The sequence below is a fragment of the Streptomyces sp. NPDC002784 genome (assembly GCF_053592135.1).
Window position 1 is genome coordinate 265,086 of sequence record NZ_JBSFVD010000006.1, and the last position, 15,830, is coordinate 280,915.

The window sequence follows — 15,830 nt, forward strand, 5'->3', positions numbered from 1 at the left end:
GACTCAGATGTCGAGGAAGCGGACGTCCTTGGCGTTGCGCTGGATGAAGGCGCGGCGCGCCTCGACGTCCTCGCCCATGAGGACCGAGAACAGGTCGTCGGCCTGGGCGGCGTCGTCGAGGGTGACCTGGCCGAGGACGCGGTGCTCCTGGTCCATCGTCGTGATGCGCAGCTCCTCGGCGTTCATCTCGCCGAGACCCTTGAAGCGCTGGATGGAGTCCTCGCGCACGCGCTTGCCGCGCTGGCGGCCCATCTCGATCAGCGCGTCACGCTCGCGGTCCGAGTAGGCGTACTCCACGTCGTCCCGGCCCCACTTGATCTTGTACAGCGGGGGACGGGAGAGGTACACGTGCCCGGCCTCGACCAGCGGCCGCATGAAGCGGAACAGGAAGGTCAGCAGCAGGGTGCTGATGTGCTGGCCGTCGACGTCGGCGTCCGCCATCAGGATGATCTTGTGATAGCGGAGCTTCTCGATGTCGAAGTCCTCGTGCACACCCGTGCCGAAGGCGGAGATCAGTGCCTGGATCTCCTGGTTCTGCAGGATCTTGTCGATCCGCGCCTTCTCGACGTTGAGGATCTTGCCCCGGATCGGGAGGATCGCCTGGTACTGCGGGTTGCGGCCGGACTTGGCCGAGCCGCCGGCGGAGTCACCCTCGACGATGAAGATCTCGCACTTGGTGGGGTCGTTCGACTGGCAGTCCGAGAGCTTGCCCGGCAGCGACGCCGACTCCAGCAGGCCCTTGCGGCGGGTCAGGTCGCGCGCCTTGCGGGCCGCCACGCGCGCGGTGGCCGCCTGGATGCCCTTGCGGATGATGTCCGCGGCCTCCACCGGGTTGCGGTCCAGCCAGTCGTTGAGGTGCTCGTAGACCGCCTTCTGGACGAAGGTCTTGGCCTCGGTGTTGCCCAGCTTGGTCTTGGTCTGGCCCTCGAACTGCGGCTCGCTCAGCTTCACCGAGATGATCGCGGTGAGACCCTCGCGGATGTCGTCGCCGGTGAGGTTGTCGTCCTTCTCGCGGAGCAGCTTCTTGTCGCGCGCGTACTTGTTGATCAGGTTGGTCAGCGCCGCGCGGAAGCCCTCTTCGTGGGTGCCGCCCTCGTGCGTGTGGATGATGTTGGCGAAGGAGTACACGCCCTCGCTGTAACCGCTGTTCCACTGCATGGCGATCTCGAGGGAGAGGGCCTTGTCCTTGTCCTCCGCCTCGAGGTCGATCACCGAGGGGTGCACCACGTCTCCCTTGCGGGAGTTGAGGTACTTCACGAAGTCGACGATGCCGCCCTCGTAGTGGTACGTGACCGTCTTGACCTCGGCGGTCTCGTCCGCACCGGCCTCGTCCGCCCCGGAGGTGGCCTTCGCCGAGTCGCGCTCATCAGTGAGTTTGATCGTCAAACCCTTGTTGAGGAACGCCATCTCCTGGAAGCGCCGCGAGAGCGTCTCGAAGGAGTAGTCCGTGGTCTCGAAGATGTCGCTGTCGGCCCAGAAGGTGACCGAGGTGCCGGTCTCCTCGGTGGCCTCGTGCTTGGCGAGCGGCGCCGTGGGGACGCCCATCTTGTAGTCCTGCGTCCAGCGGTGGCCGTCGGTGCGGACCTCGACGGCCACCTTCGACGACAGCGCGTTCACCACGGAGACGCCCACGCCGTGCAGACCACCGGAGACCGCGTAGCCGCCGCCGCCGAACTTGCCGCCCGCGTGCAGCACGGTCAGCACGACCTCCAGGGCCGGCTTGCCCTCGGAGGCGACGATGCCCACCGGGATGCCACGGCCGTTGTCCACGACCCGCACGCCGCCGTCGGGGAGGATCGTCACCTCGATGGTGTCCGCGTGACCGGCCAGCGCCTCGTCGACGGAGTTGTCGACCACCTCGTACACGAGGTGGTGCAGGCCGCGCTCGCCGGTCGAGCCGATGTACATACCGGGTCGCTTGCGGACCGCGTCCAGACCCTCGAGGACGGTGATGGCATTCGCGTCGTACGCCGTGGCATGGGCCTCGGGTACGCCTGCCACGGCGTCGGTGGACGGGATGTTCTCGTTGGGGTTGCCGGAATCGGCCACGAAGCGCCCTTTCTGGCACAGCACTAGCCAGGCTCGTCGGCAGGTTGCCGGAGCGGCTGCGGCATGTTGCGTTGGTAAGCCTTGATCAGCGTTGCTCAGCGTTTCCCGGGCGGTCCCCACGTGTGGGGCGGGATTGGCTTTCAGTCTACCGTTAGCGCCGACAGTGATGGGGGTTTGCCGGTACCTGAGTCCGCATGTGCCGCCCTGAACCGGTCTCTCCCGACTCCCCATATGCGGAGCGGGGCTCCAAGAGGCTCACAGCGGCACTCAGCGCTTCGAGGTGTCAACCCTTTGCTACTTGGGAGTCAGGTCGCCCGCACGAGGGGATCCGCGACCGCGTGCAGTGCTACGACGGAGCCGTCCCGGACAGCCGGTACGTGAGGTACGTCACCCGTAGGTGTCGCCGGGTCCGGTGCTGCCCGGGGCCCTGAGGGGGCCGTAGCGGCGTTCGGGGCCGCCGGGGCCCAGGACCTTGATCACCCGCACCGTGCCGTGCCCGAGGTCCTCGTTCAGCCGGGCCACCAACTGCGGGGCGAGCAGCCGCAGATTCGTCGCCCAGGCCGTCGAGTCGCACCGCACGACCAGCACCCGCTCGTCCTCGTCGTAGGTCTGCGGCTCGCAGTGGTTGGCCAGGTCCGGCCCCACGATCTGCGGCCAGCGGCCCATCACCCCGCCCACCGCGGCCGGCGCCTCCCAGCCGCGCTCGGTGATCAGCCGGTTGATGGCGGCGCCCAGCGCCATCGGGTCGCGGCCGTCGGCGCGCGCGCCGGAACGCAGGCCGCCGCCGCGCCGCGCCTGCCTCTTCTGCTGCGCCGCGTCCCCCCGCGCGCGCGCCTGTTCCTTCGCCGCGCGCAACGCCACGCGCGCGAGGTCGACACCGGACGGCTCGGGGGCCTTCTTCACCGGCTCCTCGGCCTTCTGGGGGCCCGCGGCTTTCATGGGGCCCGCGGCCTTCTGGGGATCGTCGGCGGTCATACGCGCTCCACCGTCCCCTCGGCCACGGCGTACCGCGCCCCCGCCAGCACGTGCGGCACGTCGTCGTCGACCGCCGCCGTCACCAGCACCTGCTCCCCGGGGGCGACCAGCTCGGCCAGCCGCTCGCGGCGCCGGGTGTCCAGCTCCGCGAAGACGTCGTCGAGCACGAGCACCGGCTCATTGCCCTCGGCCCGCAGCAGGTCGTACGAGGCCAGCCGCAGCGCCAGCGCGTACGACCAGGACTCGCCGTGCGAGGCGTACCCCTTGGCGGGCAACTGCCCCAGCTTGAGCAGCAGATCGTCGCGATGCGGCCCCACCAGGGTGACGCCCCGCTCGATCTCCTGCTTACGGGCGTCCGCGAGCGCGGACATCACCTGCTCGTACAGGGCCTCACGCGTGTGCGCCTCGCCGGGCGCGGACGGCTTGTACTCCAGCGCCAGCGGGCCGCCGCCGGGCGCCAGTTGCTCGTACGCCTTGTCCGCCAGCGGCTGGATCGCGGCGATCAGGTCCATGCGCTGAGCGAGCAGTTCGGCGCCCGCGCGCGCGAGGTGCTGGTCCCACACGTCGAGGGTGGACAGATCCATCGAGCGGCCGCCGTGCCGGCGGGCGAGTGCGGCCGACTTCAGCAGGGTGTTGCGCTGCTTGAGCACCCGGTCGTAGTCGGAGCGCACTCCCGCCATGCGCGGGGAGCGGGCGGTGATCAGCTCGTCGAGGAAGCGGCGGCGCTCACCGGGGTCGCCCTTCACCAGCGCCAGATCCTCCGGCGCGAACAGCACCGTACGCACGATCCCGAGGATGTCCCGCGGCCTGACCTGCGACGATCTGTTGATCCGGGCGCGGTTGGACCGGCCGGGGTTCAGCTCCAGCTCCACCAGCTGCTGCCGCTCGCCCTGCCGGATCTGCGCCCGGATGATCGCGCGGTCGGCGCCCATGCGTACCAGGGGCGCGTCGGAGGCGACGCGGTGACTGCCGAGGGTGGCGAGATAGCCGACGGCTTCGACGAGGTTCGTCTTGCCCTGGCCGTTGGGGCCCACGAAGGCGGTGACGCCCGGGTCGAGCGGAACCTCGACCCGGGCGTACGAGCGGAAGTCGGCGAGCGACAGATGCGTGACGTGCATGGTGGTGCGCCGACCTCCCCCGGTGCTGGTTCTCGCTGGTTACTGCTTCTTCTCGACCGCGTGGCCGCCGAACTGGTTGCGCAGCGCCGCGATCATCTTCATCTGCGGGGAGTCCTCCTGGCGGGAGGCGAACCGCGCGAACAGGGACGCCGTGATCGCGGGCAGCGGCACGGCGTTGTCGATGGCGGCCTCCACGGTCCAGCGGCCCTCGCCGGAGTCCTGTGCGAAACCGCGCAGCCGGTCCAGGTGCTCGTCCTCGTCGAGGGCGTTGACCGCGAGGTCCAGCAGCCAGGAGCGGATGACCGTGCCCTCCTGCCAGGAGCGGAAGACCTCGCGCACGTCGGTGACGGAGTCGACCTTCTCCAGCAGCTCCCAGCCCTCGGCGTAGGCCTGCATCATCGCGTACTCGATGCCGTTGTGGACCATCTTCGCGAAGTGCCCGGCGCCCACCTTGCCGGCGTGCACCGATCCGAAGTCGCCCTCGGGCTTGAGCGCGTCGAAGACCGGCTGCACCTTGGCGACGTTCTCCGCGTCGCCGCCGTACATCAGGGCATAGCCGTTCTCCAGGCCCCAGACGCCGCCGGAGACCCCGCAGTCGACGAAGCCGATGCCCTTGGCGGCCAGCTCCTCGGCGTGCTTCTCGTCGTCCGTCCAGCGGGAGTTCCCGCCGTCCACGACGACGTCCCCGGGCTCCAGGAGCTCGGCGAGCTCGTCGATGGTCGACTGGGTGGCGGCACCGGCCGGGACCATCACCCACACGACGCGCGGGCCCTTGAGCTTGCCCACAAGCTCTTCCAGGCTGTGGACATCCGCGAGGTCCGGGTTGCGGTCGTATCCGACGACGGTGTGGCCCGCGCGGCGGATCCGCTCGCGCATGTTGCCGCCCATCTTGCCGAGGCCGACGAGACCGAGCTCCATCAGTTGTTCCTTAGGTTGCTGTGGCGTGACTGGCACCTTCGTACCCATGTCCGAGCCTAAACCCGGACCGTCACGCACACCTGTGGGCATACGCGCTCAAACGTATGCCCCGACCTGCGGTGTTGCCGTCAGCCGCTGAGGCGGACCGGCATGATCAGGTACTTGTACGCCTCGTCCGCCTCGGCGTCCACCGCGGGCTTGCCGCTCAGCAGCGCCGGCTTCGTGGAGGTCGTGAACGACAGCTGGGCCACCGGGGAGTCGATCGCGCTCAGGCCGTCCAGCAGGAACGTCGGGTTGAAGGCGATCGAGATGTCGTCGCCCTCCAGCTGCGCGTCCACCCTTTCCACAGCCTGTGCGTCGTCGCTGGAACCGGCCTCCAGGATCAGCACGCCCTGCTCGAAGCTGAGCCGCACCGGGGTGTTCCGCTCGGCCACCAGCGCCACACGCTTCACGGCCTCCACGAACGGCGCCGTCTCGATCACCGCGACGGAGTTGAACTCGGTCGGGAACAGCGTGCGGTACTTCGGCAGGTCGCCCTCCAGCAGCCGGGTCGTCGTCCGCCGTCCCGCGCCCTCGAAACCGATCAGGCCCTCACCGGCACCGGAGCCGGACAGCGCCAGCGTCACGCTGTCGCCGCTGGTCAGCGCCTTGGCGGTGTCCAGCAGCGTCTTCGCGGGCACCAGCGCGACCGCGGACGCGTCGGGGTTCTCCGGCTTCCACAGGAACTCACGGACCGCGAACCGGTAGCGGTCGGTGGAGGCCAGCGTGACCCGGTCGCCCTCGATCTCGATGCGCACACCGGTCAGCACCGGCAGCGTGTCGTCGCGGCCGGCGGCGATGGCGACCTGGGAGGCCGCGGAGGCGAAGACCTCACCGGGGACGGTCCCGGTCGCGGTCGGCATCTGCGGCAGCGCCGGGTACTCCTCCACAGGCAGGGTGTGGAGGGTGAACCGCGAGGAGCCGCAGACCACGCTCGCCCGTACACCGTCTGTGGAAATCTCCACCGGCCGGTTCGGCAGCGCGCGGCAGATGTCGGCGAGCAGCCGGCCGGAGACGAGGACCGTGCCCTCCTCCTCGACCTCGGCGTCCACCGACACGCGTGCGGAGACCTCGTAGTCGAAGCCGGACAGGCTCAGCTGGCCGTCCTCGGCCTTCAGCAGCAGGCCGGCGAGGACAGGGGCCGGCGGGCGGGCCGGGAGGCTGCGCGCCGCCCAGGCCACGGCCTCCGCGAGTACGTCGCGTTCCACCCGGATCTTCACTGTTGCCGCCTCCTGCTGTTGCCGGCGCTTCTCGGCCTGCCTGGCTTCGTCGTCTGTCGCGGTGTCCTCGGTCCCTGTGTGGGGGAGGGACACCGGGGAACAGTCTGACGCACGGCACTGACAGTAGGTGCCCCTCGGGGTCAAGTCGTGACGAGGGGCAGCCGGGAGCCGGAGGGCGAGTTGTGCACAGGACCCACTTCGAAACGGTTTCCCAGCTCTCTCTAGTCGTCAGTAGTAGTAGGGCCTGTGGAAACCGTGGATAACTCCGTTTGCCCAGCTCAGGGCGCAAATTTTGTCCACCGGTCCTGTGGGTGGAGGCAGTGGACAACCGGGCGTATCTGTGGAGAACAGAAAGTTCTGCACACCCCGTGCACAGGTTGAGGCGAGTTCTCCCCAGCACCGTCCCCAGGTTTACCCGGCTTTCCCACAGCCCAACCCGGCACCTTCGTGTGACGCCTTTCACTCGCGTCGGTGAGAAGGCGCGTCGCGTTGCCGAACAGTGGACAACCATGTGGAGAAACCGGCGATCGCTGGGGACAACCCGCCCCAGCCTGTGGGTTGCCGGTGGACAACTCCGTGCACACCCTGTGGACCGACGCGTTGTCCACAGTCTGTGGAGATCCTTCGTCCACGAATCCACAACCGGCTGAGCTGGGCTGATGGTCTTTCAACAGCACAGCCTGTGGACACGATCTGGACAACTCCGCAGTCCCCAGGATGTGGACGGAAGAAAGTCACCGAATCTGTGGAGAGTGGCCGTAACCTCGCAGGTAATCGAACACCGGGTGACACCGGCACAACGAGGAACGCCCCCCGGATCTCCTCCGGAGGGCGCCCTGGATGCCGTGCCGGCGTGGCTGTCAGCCGTTCTTGATGCGGTTGGTGAGCTCGGTGACCTGGTTGTAGATGGAGCGCCGCTCGGCCATCAGATTGCGGATCTTGCGGTCCGCGTGCATCACCGTCGTGTGGTCGCGGCCGCCGAAGAGGGCGCCGATCTTGGGCAGCGAGAGGTCCGTCAGCTCACGGCAGAGATACATGGCGATCTGGCGGGCCGTCACCAGCGCGCGGCCGCGCGAGGTACCGCACAGGTCCTCGACCGTGAGGCCGAAGTAGTCCGCGGTGGCGCCCATGATGGCCGTCGAGGTGATCTCGGGGGCCGAGTCCTCGCCGCCCGGGATCAGGTCCTTGAGGACGATCTCCGTCAGGCCCAGGTCCACCGGCTGCCGGTTGAGCGAGGCGAACGCCGTCACCCGGATCAGCGCGCCCTCCAGCTCGCGGATGTTGCGCGAGATCCGCGAGGCGATGAACTCCAGGACCTCCGGCGGGGCGTTGAGCTGCTCCTGGACCGCCTTCTTGCGCAGGATCGCGATCCGGGTCTCCAGCTCGGGCGGCTGGACGTCGGTGATCAGGCCCCACTCGAAACGGTTCCGCAGCCGGTCCTCCAGCGTCACCAGCTGCTTGGGCGGCCGGTCGCTGGAGAGCACGATCTGCTTGTTGGCGTTGTGGAGCGTGTTGAAGGTGTGGAAGAACTCCTCCTGCGTCGACTCCTTGTCCGCGAGGAACTGGATGTCGTCGACGAGCAGGATGTCCATCTCGCGGTAGCGCTTGCGGAAGCTGTCGCCCTTGCCGTCGCGGATGGAGTTGATGAACTCGTTGGTGAACTCCTCCGAGCTCACGTAACGCACGCGCGTGCCGGGGTAGAGGCTCCGCGCGTAGTGCCCGATCGCGTGCAGCAGGTGGGTCTTGCCGAGTCCGGACTCCCCATAGATGAAGAGGGGGTTGTACGCCTTCGCGGGCGCCTCGGCGACGGCGACCGCCGCCGCGTGGGCGAAACGGTTCGACGCTCCGATGACGAAGGTGTCGAAGAGGTACTTGGGGTTCAGGCGCGCGGTCGGCTCGCCCGGTCCGGTGGCCGGTGCCGGCTTCGCGCCCAGCGGGCCGGGGGCACCGCTGGAGGAGGGCAGCGAGGACCCGGCCGGTCCGCCGCGGTGCCCGTGACCCGGGCCGGGACCCGTGCCGCCGGACGGCTCGTGGAGCTCACGGCGGGAGTCGCGCTGGTCGTAGTCGGAGCGGCCCTGGCCGTAGTCGCCGCGCGGCTTGTCGTAATCAGGGCGCGGCTTGTTGTAGTCGGAGCGCTGGCCGTCGTAGTCGGAACGCTGACCTTCGTACTCGGAGCGCTGGCCGTCGTAGGGCGGGCGGTCCATCGACTGCGGGCGGTAGTCCTGCTGCTGGCCGTAGCCGTCCTGGCCGTAGCTGTCCTGGGACGGCGACGCGTAGGGGTCGCGCTCGGGGAAGCCGAGGCGCTGCTGCTGCCAGCTGTACTCGTCCTGCTGCGGGCGCGGCCAGGCGCCGGGCTCGGGGCGCTGGTACTCGGACGGGTAGGCGGGGCGGGCCGTCGGGAGCTGGTCGCCCTGGTCGGACCGGGCCGGGTAGGCGTCGCCGTCGGCGCCGCGGTGGCGGCCGTAGCCCCCCTCGTACTGGCCGGAGGGGAGCTCGGGCTCCTCGTAGCGCGGCTGGGAGCGGGGTGCCGGAGAGGGCGAGGGCTCGCCGGCGGAGTCGTCCACGGTGATCGCGATGCGGATCGGGCGCCCGCATTCGCGGCTCAGGGTCTCGCTGACGACCGGCGCGAGACGGCCCTCCAGTACGCCCTTCGCAAATTCGTTCGGTACGGCGAGCAGGGCGGTGTCCGCGACCAGTGCGAGGGGCTGACAGCGGCGGATCCAGTGCTCGTCCTTCGCCTCGACCCCCTGGCCCCGGCCCTCACCGAGGAGCTGCTCGAGTACTCGTGGCCACACTGCGGCAAGATCGGCAGGTACGTCAGCCACAGGGCACGCTCTCTCACGGGTCCCACGAACGTGTGATGTGGGACGAATCGGGATTCAAATCGGGTGGGACGGGCGAATCGGAGTTCAGCCACGGTAGTCAGGGCGACGGGTGCGGTTCAAGTTGTTGTCCCCAGCCTGTGGACAGTGTCTCCCGGCTGCCCCTGGTTTGACCGGATGGCGTAGCCCCGCGTACCGTAACCAGGTCGAGTTGTCGATGGCTGCTGCCGCCTGCCTCCGATGGGCACAAGATCACGTCCCCGCCAGTGCGGGGGTGAACCGGTGATCGGGAAGCGGTGCACTCGGGCGTAACGCGAGCTACTCGTGGGCGCACGGTGACAGCCAGGACGGCACCCGCAACCACCGATTTGATTACTGGAGCCCCCGAGTGAGCAAGCGCACTTTCCAGCCGAACAACCGTCGTCGCGCCAAGACCCACGGCTTCCGGCTGCGTATGCGTACCCGTGCCGGCCGCGCGATTCTCGCGACTCGCCGTAGCAAGGGTCGCGCCCGACTGTCCGCCTGATCCCGGTCAGGTCATGCCGTCGTGCTGCCCACCGAGAACCGGCTGAGGCGGCGCGAGGACTTCGCGACCGCGGTACGACGAGGCCGCCGGGCCGGCCGCCCGACCCTCGTCGTCCACCTTCGTAGCGGTGCCACGGACCCGCACGCGCCTGGGGAGAGCGCTCCCCCGACGCGTGCGGGTTTCGTCGTGAGCAAAGCCGTCGGCGGTGCGGTCGTGCGCAACAAGGTGAAGCGCAGGCTTCGCCATCTGGTGCGCGATCGGGTCGACGTCTTCCCCCCCGGTAGCCTGGTAGTCGTACGAGCGCTGCCCGGAGCGGGTGACGCCGACCATGCACAGCTGGCCCAAGACCTGGACGCCGCTCTGCAGCGGCTGCTGGGAGGGGGCGCGTGATGAAGTACCCGCTACTGGCCCTGATCAAGATCTACCAGTGGACGATCAGTCCGCTGCTGGGACCGGTCTGCAAGTACTACCCGTCGTGCTCTCACTACGGCTACACAGCCATCGACCGGCACGGCGCGGTCAAGGGCACGGCGCTCACGGCCTGGCGCATCCTGCGCTGCAACCCGTGGTCGCTGGGCGGTGTGGACCATGTCCCGCCGCGCAAGCGCCCGCGATGGCACGAGATGCTGCGGGGCGCATGGCGCGCACGCAAGGGCGGGCCCTCCGCCGCCGAAACGGCCACCGAGGACCATGGTTCTTCGAGCCCGGCCGCAGAGACCCCGTCCCATGCCCAAGGAGCATGATTAGTGGACACGATTGCCAGCCTCTTCAGCTTCATCACGACACCCGTTTCCTGGGTCATCGTCCAGTTCCACAAGGTGTACGGCGCCCTCTTCGGCGATGACACCGGGTGGGCCTGGGGCCTGTCCATCGTGTCCCTGGTGATTCTGATCCGTATCTGCCTGATCCCGCTCTTCGTGAAGCAGATCAAGGCGACCCGGGCCATGCAGACGCTGCAGCCCGAGATGAAGAAGATCCAGGAGCGCTACAAGAACGACAAGCAGCGCCAGTCCGAAGAGATGATGAAGCTGTACAAGGAGACGGGTACCAACCCGCTCTCCTCGTGCCTTCCCATCCTGGCGCAGTCGCCGTTCTTCTTCGCGCTGTACCACGTGCTCAACAGCATCGCGAACAACGACACCATCGGTGCCATCAACCAGGGCCTGCTGGACAGCGCGCAGAAGGCCCACATCTTCGGTGCCCCGCTGGCCGCGAAGTTCACCGACAGCTCGTCGGACGTCGCGGCGCTGGACGCCTCGCTGACCACCGTGCGCATCGTCACCGCGGTCATGATCGTCCTGATGTCGGCGTCGCAGTTCTACACGCAGCGCCAGCTGATGACGAAGAACGTCGACACCACGGTGAAGACGCCGTTCATGCAGCAGCAGAAGATGCTGCTGTACATCTTCCCGGTCATGTTCGCCGTCTTCGGCATCAACTTCCCGGTCGGTGTCCTCGTCTACTGGCTGACCACCAACGTGTGGACCATGGGCCAGCAGATGTACGTGATCCACAACAACCCGACCCCGGGTTCCAAGGCGCAGGCCGCCTACCTGGAGCGCCTGACCAAGCACGTCACGCACCACGGCAAGGCGCGCCGCCGCAGCCAGCGCGTCATCATCAAGGCGATCGTCGCCAAGGGCCGTGACCGCAACGAGTACGAGCGCAAGTTCATCAACGGCCTGAACAAGGCGGGTCTTGCCGCGCAGACCGACGGCAGTGTGGTGAAGAGCGAGTCGCCCGTCGCCGTCGAGACCGAGGACGGTACGCCCACGACGGCGCCCAAGCGCCAGCAGCCCAAGCGGCAGAGCAAGTCCCGGCGTCAGTCCGCCGTCGCGAAGGCACCGGGCGGTGAGCCCGAGGCCAAGACCTCGCTGACCAAGTCCGATGCGCCGGAGGACGCCAAGCCGTCCGCTGCCAATAAGGGCGGCCAGAAGCCCGGCTCCGGAGCCCGCAGCAAGGCCCAGTCCGGACAGCGCAAGGGTCCGCAGCGGCCCAAGTCCCCGTCCAAGAAGTAAGAAGGAGTCCATCCCGTGACGGAAGGCACCACCTCCGCCGCTGCCGAGGGTGCAGACACCCTGACCCGCCTGGAGCAGGAGGGCGAGATCGCGGCGGACTACCTCGAGGGTCTGCTCGACATCGCCGATCTCGACGGCGACATCGACATGGACGTCGAGGCCGACCGCGCCGCTGTCTCGATCATCAGCGACGCGGGCAGCCGCGATCTGCAGAAGCTGGTCGGCCGCGACGGTGAGGTGCTGGAGGCACTCCAGGAGCTCACGCGCCTGGCCGTGCACCGGGAGACCGGCGACCGCAGCCGGCTGATGCTGGACATCGGCGGCTACCGCGCCCAGAAGCGCGCCGAGCTCTCCGAGCTGGGCGCCAAGGCGGCGGCCGACGTCAAGAACACCGGCGAGCCGGTGAAGCTGAAGCCGATGTCGCCGTTCGAGCGCAAGGTCGTGCACGACGCCGTCAAGGCCGCGGGTCTGCGCAGCGAGTCCGAGGGCGAGGAGCCGCAGCGCTTCGTCGTCGTGCTGCCCGCCTGATCGGTCCGTACGTTCCTCCGGCCCCGTCTGCCCGGCAGGCGGGGCCGAACTTTGTCAGCCTGATAGTTCTGGTGGTTCTGGTGTCGGCGCCCGGGTGGCGCTGACACGGTACGGAAGGACGGTCCCTCGTGACGGAGGCAGCGGAGCTCCCCCCCGCGCCCGAACAGGCGCGTGAGGTGTTCGGTGATCGCTTCGCGGACGCGGTCCGATACGCGGAGCTGCTCGCGGAGGCGGGCGTGCAGCGCGGTCTGATCGGGCCCCGTGAGGTGCCCCGGCTCTGGGAGCGGCATCTGCTGAACTGTGCCGTGCTCTCGGAGGTCGTGCCCGAGGGGGTGACGGTGTGCGATGTCGGCTCCGGGGCGGGACTGCCCGGCATTCCGCTGGCCCTGGTCCGGGAGGACCTGAAGATCACGCTGCTGGAGCCGCTGCTGCGCCGGACGACCTTCCTCACCGAGGTCGTCGAGCTGCTGGGCCTCGATCATGTGACCGTCGTCCGGGGCCGTGCCGAGGAGGTCATGGGCAAGATCCAGCCCGTCCATGTGGTGACGGCACGGGCCGTGGCCCCGCTGGACCGGCTGGCGACCTGGGGCATCCCGCTGCTCCGCCCGTACGGGGAGATGCTCGCGCTCAAGGGCGACACCGCCGAGGAGGAGCTGAAGAGCGCCGCCACGGCGCTGAGCAAGCTCGGCGCGGTGAGCACCTCCGTCCTGCAGGTCGGCGAGGGCCTGGTGGACCCGCTCTCGACGGTGGTGCGGGTCGAGGTCGGGGAGAGCCCCGGCGGGGTGCGCTTCGCTGCGAAGCGGGCGAAGGCGGCTCGGACCGGACGGACCCGACGGCGCCGTTGAGCAAGGGTGCGGGTGGTCGTCTCTGATCCGTCCTGAGGACGAGACGTACTCCACACAAGCTGCCAAACCTATGCATGCCGGAGTGTCGGCGGCGAATCGGCCTCGGCTGCTGTGCATCGTGTTTCACGTGAAACGTCGCTCACTGCTGCACGGCATCATCGGCCGGGGCCGCGCCGCGGCCGAACCCCGCGACCGTAAGCCTCTCGGGTCACTCGGAGGGGCAAAGGAGTTGTCCACAGAGGTGGATTTCTCCACAGAAGACCAGGGCTCACTGGTTCACGACCCCGAAGACATGGGAGGCTCTGTTCATTGCGAGCCTGAAGTCGAGGAGAGTGAATCCTTGCGGTCCGACGCCAACATCGCGGGACCGATGACCGATCCGGTCCCCGGTCCCCGTACCGAGTCGATGGGGGACGATGTTTCACGTGAAACACCGCCCCCGATGGACGACACTCCCATCGGTCGTGCTGCCCAACTGGCGGTGGAGGCTCTTGGCCGTGCCGGTGAGGGTCTTCCACGGCCCGAGCAGACCCGGGTCATCGTGGTCGCCAACCAGAAGGGCGGCGTCGGCAAGACGACGACGACCGTCAATCTTGCCGCGTCGCTGGCTCTGCACGGTGGCCGCGTCCTGGTGATCGACCTCGACCCCCAGGGCAACGCCTCCACGGCCTTGGGCATCGACCATCACGCCGAAGTTCCGTCGGTCTATGACGTGCTGGTCGAGAGCAGGCCGCTCGCGGAAGTCGTCCAGCCCGTCCCCGATGTCGAGGGTCTCTTCTGCGCCCCCGCCACGATCGATCTCGCCGGTGCGGAGATCGAGCTGGTGTCACTGGTGGCACGCGAGAGCCGGCTCGAGCGGGCGATTCAGGCGTACGAGCAGCCGCTGGACTACATCCTCATCGACTGCCCGCCCTCCCTCGGCCTGCTGACGGTCAACGCCCTGGTGGCCGGGCAGGAGGTCCTGATCCCGATTCAGTGCGAGTACTACGCCCTGGAGGGCCTGGGTCAGCTGCTCCGCAATGTCGACCTGGTACGGGGGCACCTCAACCCCACCCTGCATGTGTCGACGATCCTGCTCACCATGTACGACGGCCGGACGCGCCTCGCGTCCCAGGTCGCGGACGAGGTACGCAGCCACTTCGGCGAGGAGGTGCTGAGGACGAGCATTCCGCGCTCGGTCCGGATCTCCGAGGCGCCGAGCTACGGCCAGACGGTGCTGACCTACGATCCGGGATCCAGCGGCGCGCTGTCCTATCTTGAGGCGGCACGAGAAATCGCGTTGAGGGGTGTCGGCGTCGGCTACGACCCGACCCACGCCCACGTCGGCGCACAGAGCGACCCGAGCATGGTGGAGGGGATCCAGTGAGTGACCGACGGAGGATTGGTCTGGGCCGTGGCCTGGGCGCACTGATCCCTGGCCCGGCAGACAGCACGGCGGCCCCGGCCGCGGCGGGAAGCGTCGCGTCCGCGTCGCCGACGGCCGTTCCCGTGCTGACCACCGATCGCGGTGTGGCCGCGGCGAAGGTGACCGCGCTGCCGCCTGTTTCACGTGAAACAGAGGAGCCGTCGGTGAACGGCACGGCGGAGATGCCCGCGCCTCCCATGGGCGCCCACTTCGCCGAACTCCCCCTCGACTCCATCTCGCCGAACCCGCGCCAGCCGCGTGAGGTCTTCGACGAGGACGCGCTCCAGGAACTCGTCACCTCCATCAAGGAGGTCGGACTCCTCCAGCCGGTCGTCGTACGCCAGCTGGCTCCGGGCCGCTACGAGCTCATCATGGGCGAGCGGCGCTGGCGGGCTTGCCGCGAGGCGGGCCTGGAGGCCATCCCGGCGATCGTGCGGGCCACGGACGACGAGAAGCTCCTCCTGGACGCGCTGCTGGAGAACCTGCACCGCGCCCAGCTGAACCCGCTGGAAGAGGCCGCCGCCTACGACCAGCTGCTCAAGGACTTCAACTGCACGCACGACCAGCTGGCGGACCGCATCGGCCGGTCCCGTCCTCAGGTCTCCAACACCCTGCGGCTGTTGAAGCTCTCGCCGAAGGTGCAGAACCGGGTGGCGGCCGGCGTCCTTTCCGCCGGGCACGCGCGGGCGCTGCTCTCGGTGGAGGACCCGGAGGAGCAGGAGCGGCTGGCTTACCGCGTGGTCGCCGAGGGCCTCTCGGTCCGGTCCGTCGAGGAGATCGTCACCTTGATGGGCTCCCGGGCCCAGAAGGCGCCGAGGGCCAAGGGGCCGCGCGCCGGTGGCCGGGTCTCCCCGGCGCTGACCGACCTGGCGACCCGGCTCTCGGACCGCTTCGAGACCCGGGTGAAGGTCGAGCTGGGTCAGAAGAAGGGCAAGATCACCGTCGAGTTCGCCTCGCCGGACGACCTTGAACGGATCCTGAACACCCTCGCCCCGGGCGAGCGGCTCGCTCTCCAGAAGAGCCTCCTGGAGGACGGCGCGGAGGACACCGAGGACTGACCTCCTGGGCCTTGTGCCAGAGCGGACCCGATGAAGGGCGGGCCGTGTCCGGTCGTACCGGAACACGGCCCGCCCTTTGCTTTCTCCCGGTATCGATGCCAACGCATCGTGGATACGATGCGATCGGGTATGGCGCATCCACCTGGCGGCACCTCTTAGGGGAGGCGGGGGCCATGCGAACGGTGAGCCGGACCGGACTGGTGAGTGCGGGTCTCGGCCTGGGGGCGGTCGGCGGGTTCGTCGGCAGTCTGCTCAGGGAACGGAGCGCCCTGACAGCCGCCCGCGACGCAGCGGGCGAGGGAAGCGAGG

Annotated in this window: 14 protein-coding genes; 8 read left to right on the plus strand and 6 right to left on the minus strand. The window is 68.9% G+C overall.

The genetic code is table 11. The features are described 5' to 3' along the window. Positions 1-3 precede the first annotated feature (3 nt). The 6 genes from gyrB to dnaA form a co-directional block, all read right to left on the minus strand. The gene (gene gyrB / locus ACWD1Z_RS15235) at positions 4-2,073 is read right to left on the minus strand and encodes a DNA topoisomerase (ATP-hydrolyzing) subunit B (RefSeq protein WP_451118847.1); all 2,070 of its coding nucleotides are present in this window, start codon (positions 2,071-2,073) and stop codon (positions 4-6) included. A 363-nt stretch (positions 2,074-2,436) separates the two neighbouring features. Next, entirely contained in the window at positions 2,437-2,988 is a 552-nt protein-coding gene (locus ACWD1Z_RS15240; protein ID WP_451118934.1) for a DUF721 domain-containing protein, read from the minus strand. A gap of 32 nt (positions 2,989-3,020) precedes the next feature. Further along, positions 3,021-4,142, minus strand: a complete 1,122-nt coding sequence (gene recF / locus ACWD1Z_RS15245) for a DNA replication/repair protein RecF (protein ID WP_451118849.1) — start codon at positions 4,140-4,142, stop codon at positions 3,021-3,023. Positions 4,143-4,181: 39 nt separating this feature from the next. Further along, positions 4,182-5,060 (minus strand): phosphogluconate dehydrogenase (NAD(+)-dependent, decarboxylating), encoded by an 879-nt coding sequence (gene gnd, locus ACWD1Z_RS15250; RefSeq protein WP_389416615.1) that lies wholly within the window; start codon positions 5,058-5,060, stop codon positions 4,182-4,184. Between the two features lie 128 nt (positions 5,061-5,188). Then, the gene (gene dnaN, locus ACWD1Z_RS15255; protein WP_389416614.1) at positions 5,189-6,319 is read right to left on the minus strand and encodes a DNA polymerase III subunit beta; all 1,131 of its coding nucleotides are present in this window, start codon (positions 6,317-6,319) and stop codon (positions 5,189-5,191) included. A gap of 860 nt (positions 6,320-7,179) precedes the next feature. Then, the gene (gene dnaA, locus ACWD1Z_RS15260; protein ID WP_451118851.1) at positions 7,180-9,144 is read right to left on the minus strand and encodes a chromosomal replication initiator protein DnaA; all 1,965 of its coding nucleotides are present in this window, start codon (positions 9,142-9,144) and stop codon (positions 7,180-7,182) included. Between the two features lie 385 nt (positions 9,145-9,529). Between dnaA and rpmH the strand changes: the two genes are divergently transcribed. The 8 genes from rpmH (at position 9,530) to ACWD1Z_RS15300 (ending at position 15,521) form a co-directional block, all read left to right on the plus strand. After that, entirely contained in the window at positions 9,530-9,667 is a 138-nt protein-coding gene (gene rpmH, locus ACWD1Z_RS15265) for a 50S ribosomal protein L34 (RefSeq protein ID WP_003975051.1), read from the plus strand. Between the two features lie 21 nt (positions 9,668-9,688). Next, a complete protein-coding gene (gene rnpA, locus ACWD1Z_RS15270; protein ID WP_451118854.1) occupies positions 9,689-10,057 on the plus strand; it encodes a ribonuclease P protein component in 369 nt (122 codons plus the stop codon). Then, complete coding sequence (yidD, locus tag ACWD1Z_RS15275; RefSeq protein WP_389416611.1) at positions 10,057-10,410, plus strand: membrane protein insertion efficiency factor YidD; 354 nt, start codon at positions 10,057-10,059, stop codon at positions 10,408-10,410. Before rnpA ends, yidD begins: the two co-directional genes overlap by 1 nt. A 3-nt stretch (positions 10,411-10,413) precedes the next feature. Continuing rightward, on the plus strand, positions 10,414-11,685 hold the full coding sequence (yidC, locus tag ACWD1Z_RS15280; protein WP_451118856.1) for a membrane protein insertase YidC: 1,272 nt from the start codon (positions 10,414-10,416) through the stop codon (positions 11,683-11,685). A gap of 15 nt (positions 11,686-11,700) precedes the next feature. Continuing rightward, positions 11,701-12,213: a Jag family protein gene (locus tag ACWD1Z_RS15285; RefSeq protein WP_383310714.1), complete on the plus strand. Its 513-nt coding sequence runs from the start codon at positions 11,701-11,703 to the stop codon at positions 12,211-12,213. Positions 12,214-12,341: 128 nt separating this feature from the next. Then, complete coding sequence (gene rsmG, locus ACWD1Z_RS15290; RefSeq protein WP_451118858.1) at positions 12,342-13,058, plus strand: 16S rRNA (guanine(527)-N(7))-methyltransferase RsmG; 717 nt, start codon at positions 12,342-12,344, stop codon at positions 13,056-13,058. A 292-nt stretch (positions 13,059-13,350) separates the two neighbouring features. Continuing rightward, positions 13,351-14,424: a ParA family protein gene (locus ACWD1Z_RS15295; RefSeq protein WP_451118936.1), complete on the plus strand. Its 1,074-nt coding sequence runs from the start codon at positions 13,351-13,353 to the stop codon at positions 14,422-14,424. Continuing rightward, entirely contained in the window at positions 14,421-15,521 is a 1,101-nt protein-coding gene (locus ACWD1Z_RS15300; RefSeq protein ID WP_451118860.1) for a ParB/RepB/Spo0J family partition protein, read from the plus strand. Before ACWD1Z_RS15295 ends, ACWD1Z_RS15300 begins: the two co-directional genes overlap by 4 nt. Positions 15,522-15,830: the final 309 nt, after the last annotated feature.